Here is a 21,680-nt window from a genome sequence, read left to right as displayed (position 1 = left end):
AAGAATTATGAAGTTTGACTTAAATAAAACCGATGGTCAGGCACGTCGAGGCCAATTAACCTTTGAGCGTGGTACTATCCAAACGCCTGCATTCATGCCGGTGGGGACCTATGGCACGGTTAAGGGCTTAACTCCAGAAGAGTTGAAAACACTCGGTGCGGAAATAATTCTTGGCAACACTTTTCACCTAATGTTACGTCCTGGTACAGATATCATTGAACAGCATGGCGACTTACATGATTTTATGAACTGGGATAAACCCATACTGACGGATTCCGGTGGCTTTCAGGTATTCAGTCTGGGGAAAATGAGAAAAATTACCGAGAAAGGCGTTGAGTTCCGCTCACCAGTAAACGGTTCGAAAGTTTTTCTGGGGCCAGAAGAAGCGATGGATGTGCAGCGTAAACTCGGCTCTGATATCGTCATGATCTTCGATGAGTGCACACCGTATCCTGCAACAGAGTCAGAAGCACGTGACTCCATGGAGCTTTCGCTACGCTGGGCTAAGCGCAGTAAAGATGCTCATGGTGATAACCCATCTGCCTTATTTGGTATTGTGCAAGGTGGTATGTATCCTCATTTACGCAAAGAATCATTAGCTGGGCTAACTGAAATTGGTTATGACGGTTACGCCATTGGTGGCTTATCGGTTGGAGAGCCCAAAGACGAGATGTTGAACGTACTGGACAACCTAACTCCAGATATGCCTGAAGATAAGCCACGATACCTGATGGGAGTAGGTAAGCCCGAAGATATCGTTGAGGCAGTTCGTCGTGGTGTGGATATGTTTGATTGTGTCATGCCGACGCGAAACGCACGAAATGGACACCTTTTTACCAGCAAAGGGGTTGTAAAATTACGCAATAGCCACAATAAAACATTCACTGGGCCTTTGGACGAGGCTTGCGATTGTTATACCTGTAAAAATTACAGCAGAGCCTATTTGCACCACTTGGATAAATGTAATGAGATGCTGGGTGCAAAGCTAAATACTATCCATAACTTACATTACTATCAGAATTTAATGGATGGATTGCGAAAGGCTATAGAAACAGGTAAATTGTCCGACTTTGTTGAAGAATTTTATGAGGGGCAGGGCAAACCTGTTCCTAAGCTCTAATTATTTGATTTAACAGTTATTTAATTATTAAAAACAGAGGTAACTATCAATGTTATTAGCAACAGCAGCGGGTGCAGCAGGTCAAGGCGGCGGTTTAATGAGCTTTCTTGTGATGTTTGTTCCTTTAATTTTAATCATGTATTTCATGATGATCCGCCCACAACAGAAAAAAATGAAGCAGCATAAAGAAATGATGTCAGCTTTAGAAAAAGGCGATGAAGTGATGACCACAGGCGGTATCATTGGCAAAATCAGCAAAATTAAAGATGATTATGTTGTTTTGAGTTTATCTGAAGAAATGGATATTAAGTTCCAGAAAGCATCAATTGCTCAGACTTTGCCAAAAGGCACAATCAAATCTATCGAAGAATAAAGCACTAAAGCCCAACCTAGTTGGGCTTTGTCTTATAAAAACAGGCATAAATTATGTTCGTCAATCAACCAAACCAACAACAATTACCTATTAATACCTATCCAAAATGGAAGTATGTATTAATCGTTTTTGTTTTGGCACTGGCATTTTTGTATGCGGCGCCAAACATTTTCGGTGAAGATCCAGCGGTTCAGCTGTCCGGTTTACGTGATACTACTATTTCTCAAGCTCAGTTAGACCAGATAGAGCAGGGCTGGGAGGAGAAAGGGCTTAACCCAATTAGTGTAACGCCATCATCAATTGGCGCAGAGGGTGTGCAAAAGGTAATTGCCAGATTTTCAAAACCTGCAGATCAGTTAAAAGCTCGTGAAGTTGCTAATGATGTCCTGAACCCTACCCTGGAGAATCAAGACTATGTGACTGCTTTAAATCTTGCTCCGGCTACACCTGACTGGCTTGCAGGTATAGGCGGCTCACCGATGAAGTTGGGTTTGGATTTAAGAGGTGGTATTCACTTCTTAATGCAGGTTGACATGGAAGAGGCTCTTAAGCGTCAACAAGATCAATTACGTCGTGATTTTATTGATACGTTAACGAATCAGGATCCGTCCATTAGAGGCCGAGTTGAGCCAATTGAAAATGGTATGCTTTTAAGCTTCCGTAATGAGGAAGATGCTGAGCGTGCTTACGCGGCTCTATTCCAAGAGCATTCCAACCGAATTGAGTTAAGTCTTGAAGAAAAAGGTGGTCGACCTGTCATTAGAGGAACTCTGAATAAGCAGAAGTTACAGGAAATACGTGATAATGCTATCGAGCAAAATCGCTTAATCCTTAGCAACCGTGTAAATTCTTTGGGTGTGGCTGAACCGTTAATTCAGCGTCAGGGTGCCGATCGCATCGTGGTACAGTTACCAGGCGTTCAAGATTCAGCGTTAGCCAAACAAATTCTTGGTGCCACGGCAACTCTTGAGTTTAGATTGGTTAATCATGAAGGGGATGTAACTGCCGCACGTAATGGTAGAGTCCCTCCAGATAGCAAATTATTTGAATCTGAGTATGGCCCTATACTGGTTTTCAATGAAGTTGAAGTCTCCGGTGAGCATTTAACGAATGCAACAGCTACCTATGACTCACAGACGAATGAACCTATTGTCTCGGTTCGCTTGGATAGTGAGGGTGGTTCAAAAATGACCAGAACCACCACTGAGAATGTTAATAATCAGCTGGCGATGATTTTGAAAGAATCACGACCAATTTTTGATATCAAAGATGGAAAGCGCGTTTTAGTTGACTCAAAACTGGAAGAGCGTTTAATTAGTGCTCCAAATATTAATGGTCCCTTTGGAAGTCGCTTCCAGATTACGGGACGATTTACTGAAGCAGAAACGCGCGATTTAGCCACAAAGCTTCGCTCTGGAGCTTTAATTGCACCAACTTTCATCGTTGAAGAAAGAACCATTGGCGCGACGCTAGGTGAAGAAAATATTGAAAAAGGGGTTATGTCTGTAATTATTGGCTTTGCCCTGGTATTAGCCTTTATGTTGCTTTACTACAAGTTATTTGGTGTCGTTGCGAATATTGCGCTGACCTTGAACTTGGTTCTGATTGTTTGCGTAATGTCTTTAATGGGAGCTACGCTGACATTACCGGGTATTGCAGGTATCGTCCTAACGGTAGGTATGGCAGTTGATGCTAACGTTCTTATTTTTGAACGTATTCGAGAAGAGCTGAGGGCTGGCGTTCGTCCTGCGCAAGCAATAGACAAGGGCTACGCCCAGGCACTATCAACTATTGCTGACGCAAACATAACGACGGCAATTGCTGCAATCATTCTTTTCGCTATTGGTACCGGCCCTGTTAAAGGCTTCGCCATCACATTATTCATTGGTATCTTGACTTCGATGTTCACTGCTATCTTTGTTAGTAGAGGTATTGTGAATCTTATGTATGGCGGCAGAACCGTCAAAAAGTTATCAATATAGGTAGGAGAGAATTATGCAGATATTAAATAAAGACACCAATATTGATTTCTTGAAGTTGCGAAAATTTGCAATGGTTTTATCACTATTGCTTATTATCGGATCTATTACTTCATTTTTTACCAAAGGTCTTAATTACGGTCTGGATTTTACCGGTGGTACTTTAATCGAAGTTGGTTATGAACAGGATGCGAATATCCCTAAAATTCATGATCAGCTAGACAGTATTGAGATCAATGGTGCCGTTGTGCAGAATTTTGGTTCTGCAAAGATAGTACAGATTCGTATGCCTCAGCAGGATCATATCGAAAATGCAAAAGTCGGTGATGAAGTTCTAAAGGTTTTGCGAGCCGACGGTTCAACGGTGGTTAAGCGTGACCAGTCATTTGTAGGGCCGGTTATTGGTGAAGAGCTAAAAGAGAAGGGTGGTCTGGCCATGCTGGTTGCCCTGATATGTATCATGATTTACGTTGCCCTGCGTTTTGAGTGGAAATTCTCGATTGGCTCCGTAATCGCATTAGCACATGATATTATTATTATTGTTGGATTCTTCTCCATCACTGCGGTCGAGTTTGACTTAACCGTATTGGCTGCACTTTTAGCTGTCATTGGTTACTCTCTTAACGACACCATCGTAGTTTTTGACCGTATTCGTGAAAACTTCTTGAGAATGCGTAAAGGCTCTTCAGAGGAAGTTGTTAATACCTCTTTGAATCAAACGCTCTCTCGTACTTTGATGACATCGATTACAACCTTATTGGTGTTACTTGCTTTATTCTTCTTTGGTGGTCAAACGATTCATTCGTTTGCGGAAGCCCTGATTGTAGGTGTATTTATCGGTACATACTCTTCAATCTATGTGGCAAGCCCAGTAGCTTTATTACTAGGAGTTAAAAAAGAAGACCTTATGCCACCAGAAGTAGAGAAGGAAGGTGAGGAATTCGATATGCCTTAAACGGTATTTGTAATTCTATTAAAACGGCTTAGAATGGTTTTCTAAGCCGTTTTTTTATATAGGGTATAAGGAATTAATAATGGCAAAAGAAGGTTCGGAACAGCAGTCGGTAGATACCAGTAGTGAAGTTGCTGAGAAGATGTTTACAGATATAAAGTCTACGCTGCCTGATGCGATTGCTCCAATATGGGAGAGTTTAGAGTCAAATCCCTGGTTGTTAGCTGCACTGGTTATAGTTATTGGGTTTGTATTAGCAAAGCTTTTTCAGTGGCTGTTTAAAAGTGTACTAGGCAAAATTGCCAATAAAACAACCGGACAATTCGATGACAAGTTATTTGTAATTTTATCCCGGGCCGTATATTCACTCATCTTTTATTTATCACTGCTCCTAGCTATTGAAGCGCTACAGTTTTCACAAGGTGTTGATACATTTTTAAAACGTTTTGTTGTAACTCTATTAATTCTGTCGCTTATAGGTAAGCTACTTAAAATTACCCGTATAACGTTGGAAGCATTCTCTCATAACAAGCATCGCTTCAAGTTTATTGAAGAGCGAACCATTCCAATTTTAGATATCACAACTAAGATATTAATAGTTGGCGCTGGTTTATATGTTTTATTTCTATCTTGGGGGATTAACCCAACTGCATGGCTTGCTTCAGCAGGTATTATTGGTATCGCCGTCGGTTTTGCTGCAAAAGACACCTTGGCTAATCTCTTCTCCGGTTTTTTTATTGTTGCTGATTCTCCATATAAGCTGGGTGATTATATACTCCTCGATACTGGTGAAAGAGGACGGGTAACACACGTAGGTATCAGAAGCACTCGATTACTCACTCGTGATGATGTTGAAGTTACCATCCCTAACTCGGTGATGGGAAATGCCAAAATCGTCAATGAAAGCGGAGGCCCCTGGGAAAAAACTCGTATCCGGATAAATGTTGGGGTTTCTTACGATAGTGATTTAGAACAAGTTCACGATGTTTTGCTTGAAATGGCTAATGACAACGATGACCTGTGTAAAAACCCCGAGCCTAGGGTCAGGTTTCGTGCATTTGGTGCCTCTAGTATTGATCTGCAGTTAATGGCCTGGATAGAAAGACCGGAACAAAAAGGGCTTATTTCACACCGTCTAATAATGAATATACACAAGCTATTTAATGAAAATGGTATTGAAATACCATATAGCAAACAGGATTTGTATGTTAAAGAATGGCCTGATAATCATTTTACTGATAGCTAGTTTCTATCTTTCTACAAAAGCTTTGCAACGCTCTGATAGTCCCAGTGAGAATAAAGTTAGCTATGAAGAATGTGGTTTATCAGAGCAAGCAAGGGCATTGGCAAAGCTGGTTATTGAAGATCCAGATCAGCTTAGAAAAGAGCTTAGTTGTAGTAGCTTACTTACGAAAATAGCCCAATCTAAAGCTGAAGAAATGGCCGCTACAGGCAAGGTGACCCACTACGGTGAGGGAGGAACCCCAGACCAACGACTGATAAATGGAGGATACAAATTGTATCTGCCTAAAGGTGCCGTAGGTCTTAACCATGTCGAAGCTATACTTGGTGGCTACTCGAGTCCTTCCGCTGTATTAGATAGTTTTAAAAACTCTTTCCATCATCGGGTTCATTTATTTGGTGAGCACGAGTTTTTCTTAAAGCAAAATGATATTGGGGTTGGATATGCGTATAACTGGAATAGTCCCCACGTTGATTATTGGGTCATTTACATAGCAAGCAGAAAGCAAACTGTTGTAGAAAACCTAAAGTCTCTTGATGAAGAAGACTTAAGACTTATCAGTAAACCCATGAAGTAATTTAGCGGCCAGCCAAAGCTAACTGGCCAACTTCCTAAACAGGCATGTGCTCTTCTATCTTGTTAGGCTTTAATACTCTGTAGCAAGGTACATAATCCGCAGCATTAAGCTTCATTCGACCCTGGCTGACAAATGCTTCTAGTAAAGCATCTAGCTGATCCATAATATTCCTATCACCATTAATATGATAAGGACCATGTTTTGTAACCTCACTAATTCCTTTTTCTTTTATGTTACCGGCGACAATTCCTGAGAACGCTTTACGAAGATTTGCAGCTAATGAGTGGAGTGGCTGGTTTGTATTTAAATTTAATTCTGACATATTCTTATGGGTGGGATCGAAAGCTTCCTGAAAGTCCCACTGTATTTTTAATTGCCAGTTGAAATGGAACGCATCATGAGTACTTTTTCTGTACTCCCTGACCGCGTATACTCCTTCCTGCACAGCATGAGCAACAGCGACTGGATCGTCTATGATAATTTTGTATTTTTGTTGTGCCTCAGTACCAAGGGTATCCCCAATGAAACGATCGATTCGCTCGAAATAAGGCGATGATTCTTTTGGTCCAGTAAAAATAAGGGGGAAGGGTGAGTTTTTATTTTCTGGATGTAGCAATATACCGAGGATGTATAGAATTTCTTCGGCAGTTCCAACCCCTCCAGGGAAAACAACAAAGCTATGCCCAAGCCTTACAAAAGTCTCAAGTCTTTTCTCAATATCAGGCATGATTATAAGCTCATTTACTATAGGGTTTGGTGACTCGGCAGCAATAATTCCGGGCTCTGTGATACCAATGTATCGGCCGTTGCTTTTGCGCTGTTTGGAGTGCCCAACCAAGGCTCCTTTCATTGGTCCTTTCATAGCGCCTATGCCACAACCTGTTATGATATCCAGTCCCCTGAGGCCAAGCCTGTAACCAACTTCTTTAGTATATTGATATTCAAATTCAGGGATGGCATGACCGCCCCAACATACTACAATATTTGGATCAATACCGGGCTTAAGGGCTTTTGCATTACGCAATATGTGGAAAATTGCATTTGTGCAGCCGTTGCTTGTGTTGAAGTCTATCCTTGAGTTGGATTCAAGCTCTTGTTTTAGAAAAACAATATCTCTTAGCACACTAAAAACTTGTTCTTTGAGGCCTTGTATCATTTCGCCTTCAACTAAAGCACTGGATGGAGCATTTTTCAGTTTAAGCTTTACACCCTTATTTAGTTGAAGCACTTCAACATCAAAGTACTTCAGTTGCTCTTCATAAAGATCCAGCTCATCAGTAATTTGAGTACTGTTCAGAACCGCTAACACACACTTTTTAAAAAGCTCATGATCGCCACCCTGAGAATGTTCACTCAGCCGTGCGATTTCATCATTGGTTAGAAGCTCTAATCCTGACTCGGCGGTGATTTCTATATCGGTATATTTCATTTAAACCACTTTCTTAATGTCCTATGTTTTACTTTAGAGTATTCGATCTATGCTGGCAATATGCTCTTTATGAAATATTAGTGTCGTTAAGACGGTATTAATAACTGCATTGCTTTTGAATCTTTTTAGATGATTGAGTTATCGTAATTTTGCCGGATTTAGCAACGATTAGTGCTCTGTGCAAGGAGGGGTAATTTTTATGGCACAGGTAAAGCGTCCCATTTTGATGTCCAGTAAAACCGTTAGGCATCATCGTCAAACCTGGTTTTCTCTGGAATGCAGACCAGTAAACTTTTTCGTAGCTATTATTAAGGGACTGAGTATATAAAACAGTTTTACTATCAGGCTCAGAAACGATTAGTTTTCGCCAGTTTCTGCTACAAGAATTATCAGGTTGAATTCCACAAATCTGAATTGGTACTTTCTGAGTTATCGATTTTGATCTGGCTGTATTTATAACGTTAACCAAAAGGTTCACATCACTGGTGACACTTTGTTCGGCAATAAACTTTTTAAGAGGAGGGGCAGACACTGCTCCTATGGCTGAAATAATAGCTAAGCATATTATCAGCTCTAATAATGTAATTCCTTTCTCCATATTTACTTTCCATCTATCCTTAGATGAAAAAAATGTAACTTATTTACAGGGAGACTACATTCGGAAATTAATCCTTTCTGCTGTGAGAGATTTCTTAGTCTGAATTAATCTTGTTATTCAATATTGAATTTACTCATTTTATATCGGATGGTCCTGAAGCTAATTTTTAGTAACTTAGCTGCTTCGGTACGGTTCCATCTAGTCTGTTCCAGAGCTTTTTCAATTTCTTTCTTTTCAATAGCCTCCAGATATTCATCCAATGGTATATCACCTCGTTCATTGACAGGAGAAGGGGTTAAGCTTTTTTTGGAGGGATTGGCTTCAACTAAAATTAAATCATCACTGTCTATGGTATTCCCATCAGCTAAGGTCGCGGCTTTGAACAAAACGTTCTCTAGCTCCCGGTAGTTATATAGAAACTTGTGTTGCTTTAACTTATTTAAAGCCTGTGGACTAATAGTTTTATCCGGAGAATACTCATTAAGATATGAGTTAACAATCAGCTCAAAATCTTCGTGTCGTTCATTTAGACCTGGTAGCTCGAGGGTAATCACGTTTAGTCTAAAAAATAGGTCTTCTCTTAATATACCAAGCTCAACATATCTAGTCAGTGGTTGCTCTGTACAGACTATGACTCTTAGATCAATTGATTCGGGTTCCTGTTGTTGCTCAAGAACGATCTGTCTTTCTTCAATGACCTGTAATAACCTTTTTTGGAGTGGGTTACTTAATAGATGCAAATTACTGAGAATCAACGTGCCATGATTTGCCTTTAGAAGATAGCTTTTATGCTCTTCATCATTGAAAAAAAGAATTTGTTCATGGTTGTCTTTGCTATGAGCTTCAAAATCAACTGTTACTGAAGCCTGTTCAGAACGAGAGCTTTGGCGATGTATTATTTGGGCGAGGGCCTCTTTTTCAGTTCCAGCATCCCCCTGTATTACAACTGGCGCCTGAGAGCTTTTAACTTTTCCAATTTTTTGTCGAAGTTTGGTAACAAGGCTATCATCCCCTGTGAGGACTTTATATATTGTATCTTTTTGGTAGTTCTGCTCGCTAATATTAAATTTAAAAGCATGCTTCAGCAGTTGCCTAAGGTGATTGAGATCGATTGGTTTTGATAAAAAATCAAAAGCCCCAAGCTTCATCGCCTCGATGGCCTTTTCAGTTGAACTGTAGGCAGTAATGACCGCAATGGGCATATTTGGATAATTTTTACGGCAGTAACTGACCATGTCCAGTCCGTTACCATCCGGTAGTTTTAGATCTGTCAGGCAAAACTCAAAGGTTTCTTCTTTTAATACCTTTTTAGCTTCCGTTAAATCCTTACAGCTTACGACATCGAGTTTCATCTGGATGAGTGTCATCGTCAAAAGGTGACGAATATCAGCCTCATCATCAATAAGCAAAACTTTGGACTGCGATATTGCCATAGCGTCATCTGTCCTTAATGGGAGTTATCGAAACTGATTCGGAAGCATGCACCTCCGAAAGCTACTGGAATACAATCCAATCTGGCTTGGTTAGCTTCACACAGCTCTTTTGAAATATACAGGCCCAACCCTGTACCATCATGGGCTGTGGTGTAAAATGGTTCAAAAATTTTATCTTTATCCTCAAGGCTTATTCCCGGACCCTCATCAATCACGTCAAGAAATAAGTCACCGCTTACTGGGTCCTGACCGGCTGTTACATGTAAACGGTATTCTTTCGTTTTCAGAAAACTATACTTCAAACCATTATCAAAGAGGTTTGAAAGTATCTGCTTTAGCTGACATTTATCAAATTGAATACTTAAAGAGGAGTTTATGTCTTCTATTGTCAATTGTGGCTCAAAGGTAAGTCCCTGTCTGTACTCTTCAGTAAATGACTCAATAAACTCTTTCAACTCAAACTGCTCTCTATTAGGCGGTTTACTTTTTGAAACTTTCTGCACGTTTTCAATAATTTCATTGATACGCTTTGATTGCCTGTAAATAATTGCCGTTAGCTCTTTTTCATCTTTTGATAATGAACTGCTTTCAGACAACAGCTGAGAAGCCTGGCTAACGGCACTTAGAGGGTTTTTTACTTCGTGGGCGATATTTGCAGTTAACTGTCCCAGGGACGCTAACTTTAATTGCTGAACGCGCTTCAGGACTTCCGAATAGTTATCCAAAGTTATTAATATTTTTTCGCCTTCAGCCAGAGAAATGTAGTTTGGCAGTAGTTGAGGACCCGTATTTGTAGCTCTGAAAGGCAAACCCTCTTTTTTGACTTCGCCCTGTGACGTATCATGTAACGTGTTAAACGTTTGAAGCTGGTAGTCCAGTTCATCTGCAATTGTTTTCAGAGGTTTGCCAATAGGGTCTTCTGGTAGTCCTAGACCATACCAGGCTGTCTGGTTTATATGCTGAACCTTAAATTCATTATCGACAACCACCACGCCACGATTCATCTTATCAATGATTTGCTTATTCAGTTCGTTTAACTTTTCTATAGAGTAACTTTGCTCAATGGTTTTTGCTTCATAATCTGTTAAACGTCGAGCAAGAATGTTAGCTAGTACAGTAACTGCAAGAATCCCAGCAATCTGCAGACTGACATCTGAGAAGTCCGATATGCTAATTCCATCGAGGCGATAGTTACGTATGAAAACGATAGCAGCGCATGCAAAAATGCCATATATGATTCCTATTCGATGACGAACCAGAAAAATACCGACAATAGCGACTAGAGCCATCAGGAGGATGTAGACGGAAGTGCTCTGGTAACCCGCGTAAGCTAGTATCGCAATGAACAGTATATCCAGCAATGGTGGAAACATTGCCTGTATTCTGAACTGATGCTCAACAAAGGCCATAAACATCAGTAGATTGGCTACTATGAGGTAACTGATGGCCGTTGTGGTATAGATATCCACATTGTAAAGCCTGTCTTGAGCCTGGAAAAAGTAGGGCAATAATAGCAATAACAAACACAAGATGACTCGAGTAGCTCCATAATACCTAAGAAACTGCCAGCCAAACTCTATTTTTTTATTGTTATTTCGCACTTTTGATCCTTTGTAAGCTCATTGTCATAAGAGAGATTAAGTCTTGTCAGTTTTCTTTGCAAGTTTTGATGCTTTAAGACTTTGAAAAGTGACATATTTATTAGACAATATACGGAAAATTCAATCTTGAGAAATAGTATGCGTATTGCTCTTGCGCAAAACAACTATATTGTAGGTGATATTGAATATAACCTACAGTTAATTAAACAGTCTGTTGCACAAGCCGAAGAACAGGATGCTGACATAATCGTTTTTTCTGAATTGTCACTCTGCGGTTATCCGCCAGAGGACCTGCTGCTAAGGCCTGATCTATACCTGATTGTAGATAAAGCTCTTGAAGAAATTAAGTCATTAAAAACAGGTGTTGCTATGGTTGTCGGTCATCCACGACAAGACGGAGAGCAAGTTTTTAACTCGGCAAGCTTTATATATCAAGGTGAAAGTTTGCTTTGTTATGACAAACAGTTATTACCAAACTATGCAGTTTTCGACGAAAAGCGTTACTTTACGGCAGCTACAGATTGTCCTGTTATCGATTTTAAAGGGGTTAAACTCAGCATTTTGATATGTGAAGACCTATGGTTCAAAGAGCCGGCAAAGGTTGCAAAGTTGGCTGGAGCTGAACTGATACTGAGCCCTAATGCATCGCCTTATTATTATGGGAAAGTTGAGGTAAGGGGTAAAGAAATGGGGAGTCGAGCCCGCGAAAATTCGATTCCTGTCATTTATGTAAATCAGGTCGGGGGGCAAGATGAACTTATTTTTGATGGCTGTTCCAGTGCCTATAACCCTGATGGAAGCACGGTATTTATGGCAGCCGAAATGGCTGAGGACTTTGCCTGTATTGACTTTAACCAGGCGAGCAATCAGCTGACTCCACTAAAACCCAGCACGAAACAATTTGAGGAGCATGAAGAGATTTGGCAAGCTTTGGTTCTGGGAGTAAGGGATTATGTTCGAAAGAACGGCTTCCCTGGTGCTTTATTAGGTCTGTCCGGCGGCATTGACTCGGCTGTCAGTCTTGCAGTAGCCGTAGATGCTCTGGGGAAAGAGAATGTAAATGCTGTCATGATGCCTTTTCGCTACACGGCAAGTATCAGTGTAGAAGATGCCAGGGCTGAAGCTGAAGCATTAGGGATTGAATTTGATGTTATATCGATAGAGCCTATATTCGATGCATTTATGGAGCAAATGGCTCCTAAGCTTGAAGGAACAGAGCCTGGCGTGACGGAGCAAAATATTCAAGCTCGTTGTAGAGGCACTATCTTGATGGGGTTATCAAACAAGTTCGGTCGTTTAGTACTTACAACAGGTAACAAGTCCGAAGTTGCCGTTGGTTACTGTACTTTATACGGTGATATGGCAGGAGGCCTTGACGTGTTGAAAGATGTACCAAAAACTATGGTTTATCAGCTTGCACGATACAGAAACAAAGTATCACCTGTTATTCCTGAGCGAGTCATTACACGACCACCGAGTGCTGAGCTTGCGCCAGATCAGATTGATGAGGATAATCTACCTCCTTATGAGGTTCTTGATGAAATTCTTGAAGCTTATGTTGAGCAAGACAAGAGTATTTCTGATATCGTGTCGTTAGGTCATGACGAAGCAGTTGTACGTAAAGTTATTCGCTTGGTTGATATAAATGAACATAAACGCCGACAGGCTCCAATAGGTATTAGAATAAGCCCAAGAGCCTTTGGTCGAGACAGACGCTACCCGATCACCTCGGGATTTGGAAGACAGTTCAAATAAAAGCTTTAGGGGAAGCAGAATGAAAAAGATTGAAGCGATTATCAAACCATTTAAGTTGGATGATATTCGAGAAGCATTAACGGACTTAGGCATAAATGGTATGACAGTAACTGAGGTTAAGGGATTTGGACGACAGAAAGGTCATACAGAGCTTTATCGTGGTGCTGAGTATATGGTTGATTTTCTGCCAAAAGCCCGAGTTGAAGTAGTCATTGAAGATGACTTAGTTGATAAGTGTGTAGAAACCATTATAGAGGTTGCGCGAACAGGTAAAATTGGTGACGGAAAGATCTTTGTTACGAATATCGAAAGAGCCGTAAGGATTCGAACTGGTGAGGAAGGAAGCGAAGCAATTTAATTTAGTCCCTATAAAAAAAGCGGCCATAGGCCGCTTTCTTGTTTACAGGTCAGCAAAGTCGTAATCTGGATAGTTTAACAATAAGATTTTTCGATATTGCTCTGCTAGTTCAGGTACCTCAAGAAGGTTGTAGGCCTTGACCAGCATATCTAAAGCGTAAGGTACCGCCGGGGTTTGCGGATAATTTTCTACAATGTATTTAGCTCTGTTTGCTGCCGCTACGTACGTATCACGCTCCATATAGAATTGTGCGATATGGAGCTGACTCTCTGCTAATAAGTTTCGGATTTGAATCATGCGCTTGCGGGCATCAGGAGAGTAGCGGCTTTCAGGATATACTTCTACCAGTGTTCTGAAGTTATCAAAAGCTGCTTCTAAATTTGTAGTGTCTCGTGTTTCAAGATCCGCTTGGAAGGTATCCTTAAAAAAACCTACTTCAGATTCAAAGTGCATCACACCTTTCATGTAATAGACATAATCAGCATTTTCGTGTTGAGGGTGCTGACGCAGGAAGCGGTCCGCCAAGGCTTGTCCAGCCTCATAATCGCCTTTCTTAAAGTAGGCGTAAATCAAATCCAGTTTCGCTTGCTCTGAGATACTTCCAAAAGGATAGCGAGTGTCTATCTCTTCAAGTAGCTCTACTGCTCGAGTATAGTTCCCCGAGCGTGTAGCTCCTTTGGCTCTATCAAACAGTTGCTGAGCATTCATCACCTCAAGCTTGGTATCATCTGTAGATGCATCCTTGTCTGGAGTACTCGAACATCCGGCTAAAGCGAATAAAACCCCGGCAAATATCACTAAAACGTTTTTTTGCATATTATTTCTTTCTGTTTATATTAACCCTGATACAATGAGAGCCATTCTAACTGACAGCATGCCATACGCCAATCTTTTTACGCGAATTTACAATGACTACTCAACCTATAGAACTCAGACATACATTTGATGAAAAAGTTTACGGAAAAAGACTGGACTTAGCTCTTTCCGAAGCTTTTGAGGATTTTTCACGCTCCCGTATACAGGACTGGGTGAAGCAAGGCTTTGTGAAAGTTAACGATGAAGTCATAAAGTCGAATAAACATAAAATGGCTGGGTTTGAATTAGTTGAAATTAATGCAGAGGTGGAAGTCGCGGGAGATTGGAAGCCACAGGCGATAGACCTTGATATTGTTTATGAGGATGAGGATTTGCTTGTGGTTAACAAACCTGCAGGACTAGTTGTTCATCCAGGTGCGGGGAACCAGGACGGTACCATGGTGAATGCTTTACTCCATCATGCACCTCAGCTTTCGAACCTACCACGGGCCGGAATTATCCATCGTCTTGATAAGGATACAACTGGGCTGCTGGTAGTGGCTAAAACGATTGGTGCTCATACTAACTTGGTTGAGCAATTACAAAACCGCGCCTTTACCCGCGAATACGATGCAATTGTTAATAGAGTGATGGTATCTGGGGGAACAGTTGATGCACCAATCGGTCGTCATCCTACAAAGCGCACTGCGATGGCTGTGGTAGCTGATGGGCGACGAGCAATTACACATTACCGCGTTGCGGAAAAGTTTCTCGACCATACCCATCTCAAGCTACGACTGGAAACTGGAAGAACTCATCAGATTCGAGTACACATGGGTTATTTAAAATTTCCTATCGTAGGTGATCCTCTTTATAGCGGTCGCTACAGGGTACCGACGAAAATTACACCGGAATTAAAAGTGGCGCTGGATTCATTTAAGCGTCAAGCCCTTCATGCCAGTAAACTTGGGCTGAAGCACCCGTCGACCGGGGAGTATATTGAATGGAAAGTTCAGATGCCAAGCGATATGCAGCATCTACGAGATGAGTTGGTAGCTAATAGAGATCATTTTGAGGGGCAAGAGGACTAGACCGTGTCTCTTTCATTAGTTAGGCCAGGCTGGCCAGCACCTTCCAATATTATAGCTTTTTCTTCAACTCGGCTTGGAGGAGTGAGTAAAGCACCCTATGATTCATTGAATCTTGCTTTGCACGTTGGAGATAGTACTAGAGATGTTATGGATAACCGTAAAACTCTGATAGATTCTGAGCAGATCCCTTACCCTCAATGGCTAAACCAAACCCACAGCACTAATGTTGTACAGCATGGAGTCGAGGCTGAAGAAGCTGATGGCTGCTATACCTCTGATAAAGAAAAGGCCTGCCTGGTGATGACTGCTGACTGTTTACCTGTTTTATTGTGTGACGAGTCAGGTAGCTGGGTTGCCGCTGTCCATGCTGGTTGGCGAGGTTTGTCTCAGGGGGTACTGCAGCAAGCCGTAAAAAAATACCGGGGATCTTCCAGGCTAATGGCATGGATTGGGCCGGCAATCAGCCAGCAACGGTTTGAAGTGGGTTCGGACGTTCGGGAAAGCTTCTTACGCAATAGCCCAGCATATAAAACCTTTTTTGAAGAAAGGGGAAACAAATGGTTGTGTGACTTGCCTAATATCGCTGAATATATTTTGAAAGCGCAGTCTGTGGACGTTTATCAATGTGGACTTTGCACTTATGATCTTAAGGAAAGATTTTATTCGCATCGTAGAGAAACGCATAACAACAATAGTCTCCACGGCGCTCAAACGGGTCGCATGGTGACCGCCATTTGGATTAACAATAATAAAGAGTAGCAAATTAAGGTAGAAGATGATGAGAGAGTGGCTTCTTTCGAACTGGGAATTGGTTTCATTAAGCGCTATTGCCTGCTTTTTGGTATGGCTAATATTCTATTTAAGAAAAAAGTCTCGTAAGTATAATCATGTTGACTGGGGATCAAAATCACTTAACTTTATTGATGGTTTATGTAGAGGTTATTGTGTTAGATTTCATCGCTTGAAACTAGAGAAGTTTGATTTACCAGAAGAGGGTGGAGCAATTCTTATTTCAAACCATGTTTCTGGAGTTGACCCCTTACTGTTAATTGCTGCCTGTGATAGACCTATTCGATTCATGATTGCCAAAGAAGAGTATCAGCGATTCGGACTGAAGTGGCTCTTTAAAGGTGCTGGTTGTATTCCTGTTGACCGTACTGGTAGAGCAGATATCGCCTTTCGTCAGGCAAAAAGGGCCCTGGATTCCGGTGATATCGTTGCATTATTCCCACATGGCAAAATACACCTCGATCACATAGAACCTTTTCGTGTAAAACCTGGCATTAAACGCTTGGCACAACTCACTAAAAAACGAATTCTAGTGGCCCGTATTACAGGCGTAAGAGGTCAGGGTAGTGTCTTTAAACCTCTCTTCTTGCGCTCTCAAACTGAAGTTCTGAGGTTTCCTGATCTATCACATGAGTTTTTCCATAAGGACGATGCTCTTCATGATCTCGGAGAGCTACTATTGGGTCATCGGCATTCAGTTGATTAATTTTTGCACTTGAAAATTTAAAATAAACCCACATTTTGTAAGACAACTACTTTTGATATTGTTTTTAATAAATAGCAGGTTCTTAGCTGCTATTTATAGAGAGGTCTTACGAATGAGAATGGATAAATTTACTAGTAAGTTTCAATCAGCCTTAGCTGATGCTCAGTCATTAGCCCTAGGCCGTGACCAGCAGTATATTGAGCCAGTTCACTTGATGCTTGCGATGCTTCAACAGCAGGGAAATAGCGTTACGGCTATTCTCAGCCAAATTGGAGCAAACCCTTCCACTATTGGTCAGCTTATAGAAACAGAAATTGATAAATTACCGCAGGTATCAGGTAATGCTGGTGAAGTACATCTATCTCAGGACACGGGAAAACTACTAAACATCTGTGACAAAATAGCCCAGCAAAGGCAAGACCAGTACATTGCCTCTGAGCTTTTCCTTCTAGCAGCACTAGAAATTCAATCGCCTTTAACTAAAATCTTGAACGCGCAAGGTGTGACAAAAGAGCTGGTTGAGGAAGCTATTACTAAGATTCGTGGAGGACAGGGTGTGAATGATCCAAATGCCGAGGAAAACCGGCAAGCCCTTGAAAAATATACCATAGACCTGAATGAAAGGGCGGAAAGTGGCAAGCTAGATCCCGTTATTGGTCGTGATGACGAAATACGTCGGTGTATTCAAGTATTACAACGTCGAAGCAAAAATAACCCTGTACTTATTGGTGCTCCAGGTGTTGGTAAAACTGCGATTGTAGAAGGCTTAGCTCAGAGGATTGTTAATGGTGAGGTTCCTGAAGGTTTAAAAGAGAAACGTGTGCTTTCTCTTGATATGGGTGCGTTAATTGCTGGTGCAAAATTTCGAGGTGAATTCGAAGAGAGGCTTAAAGCTTTATTAAGTGACCTGTCAAAGCAAGAAGGGAAAATCATACTGTTTATTGATGAACTCCATACCATGGTTGGAGCGGGTAAGGCAGATGGTGCGATGGACGCCGGCAACATGCTGAAACCTGCATTAGCACGTGGTGAGCTTCATTGTGTAGGAGCAACTACACTGGATGAGTACCGTCAATACATAGAAAAAGACGCAGCATTAGAGCGGCGTTTTCAGAAAGTTTTAGTTGATGAACCAAGCACCGAAGATACGATTGCAATTTTGCGTGGTCTTAAAGAACGGTACGAAGTCCATCATGGTGTAGAAATTACTGACCCAGCTATTGTTGCTGCTACAACACTTTCTCAGCGGTATATCACTGACCGACAATTACCGGATAAAGCGATTGACTTAATTGATGAAGCGGCCAGTCGCATTCGAATGGAAATTGATTCAAAACCTGAAGCAATGGACAGGCTGGAACGTCGTTTAATTCAACTAAAAATCCAGCGCGAAGCATTGAAAAAAGAAACGGATGAGAGCTCTGTTAAAAGGCTGGAAGATTTAAAAGAGCAAATTGACATTTTAGAGAAAGAGTATGCAGAGCTGGATGAAATATGGAGTTCCGAAAAAGCTTCAGTGCATGGTGCTCAGAATATCAAAGCAGAACTTGATAAAGCTCGTGTTGAGCTTGAAGCCGCTCAGCGAGCTGGTGACCTGACTAAAATGTCCGAACTACAGTATGGAAAAATCCCTGAGCTTGAATCTAAATTGGAACAAGTATCCGAAGAAGACTCTCAAGAGATGCAGCTTTTACGCAACAAAGTATCCGATGTGGAAATTGCTGAAGTGGTTTCTAAGTGGACAGGTATTCCTGTTGCTAAAATGCTCGAAGGTGAACGTGAAAAATTATTGCAGATGGAAGTGGCACTACACGAGCGAGTAGTTGGGCAGGATGAAGCTGTATCTGCTGTATCAAATGCTATTCGTCGCTCAAGGGCCGGATTAGCTGATCCAAACAGGCCCAATGGTTCCTTTCTTTTTCTTGGACCAACAGGTGTGGGTAAAACAGAGCTTTGCAAAACGCTAGCAAGCTTTTTATTTGATACAGAAGAGGCCATGGTTCGGATTGATATGTCCGAATTTATGGAAAAACATGCGGTTGCTCGTTTAATCGGTGCTCCTCCGGGATATGTGGGTTACGAGCAGGGTGGTTATCTAACTGAGGCCGTCCGTCGTAAACCATACTCTGTCATCCTGTTTGATGAAGTCGAAAAGGCTCACCCGGATGTCTTCAATGTTCTACTCCAGGTTTTAGAGGATGGACGCTTGACAGACAGTCAGGGCAGAACGGTCGACTTTAAAAATACAGTCATCGTAATGACCTCTAATATGGGCTCTGACTTGATACAGCAGCATAGCGCTGCCTCTGGTTCTGACTCCGATAAAAGTTATGATGAAATGAAGAACATGCTGATGGATGTTATAGGCAACCACTTCCGACCAGAGTTTATCAACAGAATTGATGAAATTGTGGTATTCCACCCACTTGCTAAAGAGCAAATCAAAGCGATTGCCGCAATACAGGTAGACAGACTATTGGAACGTTTAAGAGACAACGGTTATGAGGTAACAGTAAGTGATGCTTTATTGGATAGCTTAGCTGATGCCGGTTTTGATCCTGTGTTTGGTGCAAGGCCGCTTAAACGGGCAATTCAAAATCGATTGGAAGACCCTCTATCAAAAGCGATTTTATCGGGAGATATTCAGCCAGCCGTACCGTTATCGCTTGACATAGAAAATGGTGAGTTAACCATTCAACAGTGAGGTTTTAACAGCCCCCTTGTATTAATTTTTTACGACGGGGCTGTTAATGATCGCTTAACCTGGACGTCCATCAATTCTGGGTTTAGTAAGGACTGGCCAATAGATCAGAACGAAAATCAAGTATGCCAGAACCCATAGTCCAGCACTGGACTGGTATATAAGTAGGATATTGTCAGGTAACACTAAAGGTCCAACCGAGCGAGCCAGGGCGGCAAGTATAATAATGCTAAATGCAATAACGGTTATTCTCTTGGGTTGAAGCGGTCTTCCAGAATGACCGAGAGATACTCTGGAAATCATGCCAAGAACGACACAACCCAAAGCCCCTGCGGTTAAAAAGTGACTTGCTGCTGATACCGTAACTATTTTCCAGCCAACAGCCATTGCAAAAGCAACCAGTCCCAAAGGAATGAATAGGTAACCGATATGTAGGATCCAAAGAAGCGGGACTTTAAGTGACGGTAAGGTATTCCAACGTAACATTCTAAATAGCTGGGCAGCTGCGGTGATCAGACTCAAAATAGCGAGTAGCTTCATGATTACTTGGGTATGGGGTAATAGCAACCACAATAAGGTTATAAACCATATACCTCCCAATGCAATAAGTTCTAATAGCTTTATTGGCTCTGGCTTTTCAGTTTCAGTCGCTCGTGATGTGAAGAAGGGGATAACACGGCCTCCCATCACTGCAATTAGTGCTGTTATTAAGAGTACCGCAGCGATAAACAGCCTTTCACTTAACAGCCAATTTTGTGTTATTGCTGTGAAGTAGGTCAGAGCGTTTAGTACCGTAAACATAAATAGAATAGGTACAAAAAACAGATTACGCCATTGTTTTTGCTTGATTATGGGGAGAGCTATAAAAATGGCAACTAAAGGTAACCAAACGATGTCAGTAAGAATCACCAGCCAATGTGTTTCTCCTATTAATGGCATAAGCAACCTTGGAGTGAACCACAGCAGAGATGCCACTGCCAGTGGCCATCCTCTGACTCCTGGTATGCCTGTCCAGTTTTGTACTGCGGTTAATATGAAGCCTGCAATAATGGCTACCGTAAAGCCAAATATCATTTCATGAGCGTGCCACCATATGGGGTTCTTTATGGCACCTAGTTGAATAATGCCGCTTAATGACATTGCCCATATTGCCATGGCTATGACCGATAAGAGAGCTCCTCCCAGGAAGAAAACACGAAAGCCGAGTCTGAATATTGGCCAGATGGATTTTTCTTTTTGTGCATCGAGTATTTGCATATGTTCTTTCCAGTCAGCGGACGTTACACATATTTTAACTTATAACATGTAAAAAGAATACATCTTTAATCTGGCTTGTTACTTTTAATCGTTAAAAACTACTGCTTTGTATCTTTAGTTTAGACAATAAAAAAGCCCTCTGTGAGAGGGCTTTTAGCTGATTTAATAATTGATAATTATTAATTACAGAATTTTTCTACGTTGGCCTGAGCTTCTTTAAGTTTCTCAGCTCTTTCACTATCTGATAATGTCCGGCGTTGGCCATTCTCTTCCACCTGGACTAGGTTTTGGCTTTGAAGAGCCTCTAAGTTATTTTTAGCTATGGTACAGTTTTTTCTGGCAATTTCTACATTCTTCTCAGCAACCATATCTCTTTGCTTGTTTTGCTGAGCGATAACATCGTCCAGAGAGCTATCACCTTCATTGCCGCCTGCTTCTTGACCTGTCTGGCTCTGAGAAGGTTTTGAGGTTCTCTGGTAAATGGTCTCGTATTGTGTTCCGCGAGGAGGTTTAGACTGGGTATATTTAATATTGCCCTGACTGTCTTTCCATTTGTAAATCGGTTTATCAGCTACAGCAGAGAAGGAAACCGTCAGTGCCAACAGTGCTGTCATTAAGAGTGACTTGTTTGAAATCATAAAATACTTACTCTCTATTTTGTCCATAAAGCCTACGTAACGGCTTCTTCTTTGATTATCAATTTATTCGTTTTAGCAAATTCCATCAACTCTTGATAGAGGTTGGGGTGTTTTATTGATAACTGGTTAGACATTATAACGACTTTTATACCTTCTCGGACAGCAGGTCGAAGGAGGGGAGAGTAGATCATTCGCCTGTTACGAAAAGTACATAAGTTGCCACACATACGCTCAGCCCAGTCGCTTGGGCGGAACTTTTTCCCTGACTCTGTCACACCCATAATA

Annotated in this window: 20 protein-coding genes (1 of these 20 only partly in view); 12 read left to right on the top strand and 8 right to left on the bottom strand. The window is 41.5% G+C overall.

From position 1 onward, the window contains the following. Positions 1–7: 7 nt before the first annotated feature. The 6 genes from tgt (at position 8) to KS2013_RS06490 (ending at position 6,244) form a co-directional block, all read left to right on the top strand. Complete coding sequence (tgt, locus tag KS2013_RS06515) at positions 8–1,120, top strand: tRNA guanosine(34) transglycosylase Tgt (protein ID WP_068991374.1); 1,113 nt, start codon at positions 8–10, stop codon at positions 1,118–1,120. A 49-nt stretch (positions 1,121–1,169) separates the two neighbouring features. After that, positions 1,170–1,493, top strand: coding sequence for a preprotein translocase subunit YajC (gene yajC / locus KS2013_RS06510; protein WP_068991372.1), 324 nt, complete (start codon positions 1,170–1,172; stop codon positions 1,491–1,493). A gap of 53 nt (positions 1,494–1,546) precedes the next feature. Beyond that, positions 1,547–3,475 carry a protein translocase subunit SecD gene (secD, locus tag KS2013_RS06505; protein WP_068991369.1) on the top strand — a complete coding sequence of 643 codons (1,929 nt, stop codon included), beginning with the start codon at positions 1,547–1,549 and terminating at the stop codon, positions 3,473–3,475. 13 nt (positions 3,476–3,488) lie between these two features. Next, a complete protein-coding gene (gene secF / locus KS2013_RS06500) occupies positions 3,489–4,427 on the top strand; it encodes a protein translocase subunit SecF (protein ID WP_068991366.1) in 939 nt (312 codons plus the stop codon). Positions 4,428–4,506: 79 nt separating this feature from the next. Continuing rightward, positions 4,507–5,670, top strand: a complete 1,164-nt coding sequence (locus tag KS2013_RS06495; protein WP_068991363.1) for a mechanosensitive ion channel family protein — start codon at positions 4,507–4,509, stop codon at positions 5,668–5,670. Beyond that, on the top strand, positions 5,630–6,244 hold the full coding sequence (locus KS2013_RS06490; protein ID WP_068991361.1) for a CAP domain-containing protein: 615 nt from the start codon (positions 5,630–5,632) through the stop codon (positions 6,242–6,244). The genes KS2013_RS06495 and KS2013_RS06490 overlap by 41 nt, the downstream gene beginning before the upstream one ends. Positions 6,245–6,278: 34 nt before the next feature. Here the strand turns inward: KS2013_RS06490 and ppnN are convergent, their stop codons facing one another. The 4 genes from ppnN to KS2013_RS06470 all read right to left on the bottom strand — a co-directional run bounded on the left by ppnN (position 6,279) and on the right by KS2013_RS06470 (position 11,305). Then, positions 6,279–7,673 (bottom strand): nucleotide 5'-monophosphate nucleosidase PpnN, encoded by a 1,395-nt coding sequence (ppnN, locus tag KS2013_RS06485; RefSeq protein WP_068991358.1) that lies wholly within the window; start codon positions 7,671–7,673, stop codon positions 6,279–6,281. Between the two features lie 97 nt (positions 7,674–7,770). Continuing rightward, positions 7,771–8,271 carry a GspH/FimT family pseudopilin gene (locus tag KS2013_RS06480; protein WP_068991355.1) on the bottom strand — a complete coding sequence of 167 codons (501 nt, stop codon included), beginning with the start codon at positions 8,269–8,271 and terminating at the stop codon, positions 7,771–7,773. Positions 8,272–8,384: 113 nt separating this feature from the next. Further along, positions 8,385–9,704 (bottom strand): sigma-54-dependent transcriptional regulator, encoded by a 1,320-nt coding sequence (locus KS2013_RS06475; RefSeq protein WP_068991353.1) that lies wholly within the window; start codon positions 9,702–9,704, stop codon positions 8,385–8,387. Between the two features lie 14 nt (positions 9,705–9,718). Further along, complete coding sequence (locus KS2013_RS06470; protein WP_068991350.1) at positions 9,719–11,305, bottom strand: sensor histidine kinase; 1,587 nt, start codon at positions 11,303–11,305, stop codon at positions 9,719–9,721. 126 nt (positions 11,306–11,431) lie between these two features. Between KS2013_RS06470 and KS2013_RS06465 the strand changes: the two genes are divergently transcribed. Both KS2013_RS06465 and KS2013_RS06460 read left to right on the top strand, forming a co-directional pair. After that, the gene (locus KS2013_RS06465; protein ID WP_169816859.1) at positions 11,432–13,060 is read left to right on the top strand and encodes an NAD+ synthase; all 1,629 of its coding nucleotides are present in this window, start codon (positions 11,432–11,434) and stop codon (positions 13,058–13,060) included. A 19-nt stretch (positions 13,061–13,079) separates the two neighbouring features. After that, positions 13,080–13,418, top strand: coding sequence for a P-II family nitrogen regulator (locus KS2013_RS06460; protein WP_068991343.1), 339 nt, complete (start codon positions 13,080–13,082; stop codon positions 13,416–13,418). Between the two features lie 42 nt (positions 13,419–13,460). Here the strand turns inward: KS2013_RS06460 and KS2013_RS06455 are convergent, their stop codons facing one another. Continuing rightward, the gene (locus KS2013_RS06455) at positions 13,461–14,234 is read right to left on the bottom strand and encodes an outer membrane protein assembly factor BamD (RefSeq protein ID WP_068991341.1); all 774 of its coding nucleotides are present in this window, start codon (positions 14,232–14,234) and stop codon (positions 13,461–13,463) included. A gap of 92 nt (positions 14,235–14,326) precedes the next feature. Here KS2013_RS06455 and rluD point away from each other — a divergent pair, with 92 nt between their 5' ends. The 4 genes from rluD to clpB all read left to right on the top strand — a co-directional run bounded on the left by rluD (position 14,327) and on the right by clpB (position 19,503). Then, positions 14,327–15,304, top strand: coding sequence for a 23S rRNA pseudouridine(1911/1915/1917) synthase RluD (gene rluD, locus KS2013_RS06450; RefSeq protein WP_068991340.1), 978 nt, complete (start codon positions 14,327–14,329; stop codon positions 15,302–15,304). A gap of 3 nt (positions 15,305–15,307) precedes the next feature. Beyond that, positions 15,308–16,063: a peptidoglycan editing factor PgeF gene (gene pgeF / locus KS2013_RS06445; RefSeq protein ID WP_068991338.1), complete on the top strand. Its 756-nt coding sequence runs from the start codon at positions 15,308–15,310 to the stop codon at positions 16,061–16,063. Positions 16,064–16,079: 16 nt separating this feature from the next. Continuing rightward, positions 16,080–16,799 (top strand): lysophospholipid acyltransferase family protein, encoded by a 720-nt coding sequence (locus tag KS2013_RS06440; protein ID WP_068991334.1) that lies wholly within the window; start codon positions 16,080–16,082, stop codon positions 16,797–16,799. Between the two features lie 112 nt (positions 16,800–16,911). Beyond that, on the top strand, positions 16,912–19,503 hold the full coding sequence (gene clpB, locus KS2013_RS06435; RefSeq protein ID WP_068991331.1) for an ATP-dependent chaperone ClpB: 2,592 nt from the start codon (positions 16,912–16,914) through the stop codon (positions 19,501–19,503). A gap of 54 nt (positions 19,504–19,557) precedes the next feature. Here clpB and KS2013_RS06430 read toward each other — a convergent pair whose 3' ends face one another. The 3 genes from KS2013_RS06430 to KS2013_RS06420 all read right to left on the bottom strand — a co-directional run. Continuing rightward, entirely contained in the window at positions 19,558–20,757 is a 1,200-nt protein-coding gene (locus KS2013_RS06430) for an NnrS family protein (RefSeq protein ID WP_068991328.1), read from the bottom strand. Between the two features lie 179 nt (positions 20,758–20,936). Next, the gene (locus tag KS2013_RS06425; protein WP_228703636.1) at positions 20,937–21,371 is read right to left on the bottom strand and encodes a DUF4124 domain-containing protein; all 435 of its coding nucleotides are present in this window, start codon (positions 21,369–21,371) and stop codon (positions 20,937–20,939) included. 56 nt (positions 21,372–21,427) lie between these two features. Further along, a protein-coding gene (locus tag KS2013_RS06420; protein ID WP_068991326.1) for a DUF3579 domain-containing protein crosses the window boundary here: on the bottom strand, positions 21,428–21,680 show its 3' portion. Its footprint extends 32 nt past the window's final position; the window shows 253 of its 285 coding nt (coding positions 33–285); its start codon lies off the right edge, out of view; it ends in the stop codon at positions 21,428–21,430.

Source organism: Kangiella sediminilitoris (assembly GCF_001708405.1).
GTDB classification, from domain to species: Bacteria; Pseudomonadota; Gammaproteobacteria; order Enterobacterales; family Kangiellaceae; genus Kangiella; species Kangiella sediminilitoris.
This window is presented reverse-complemented; position numbering and strand designations above follow the sequence as displayed.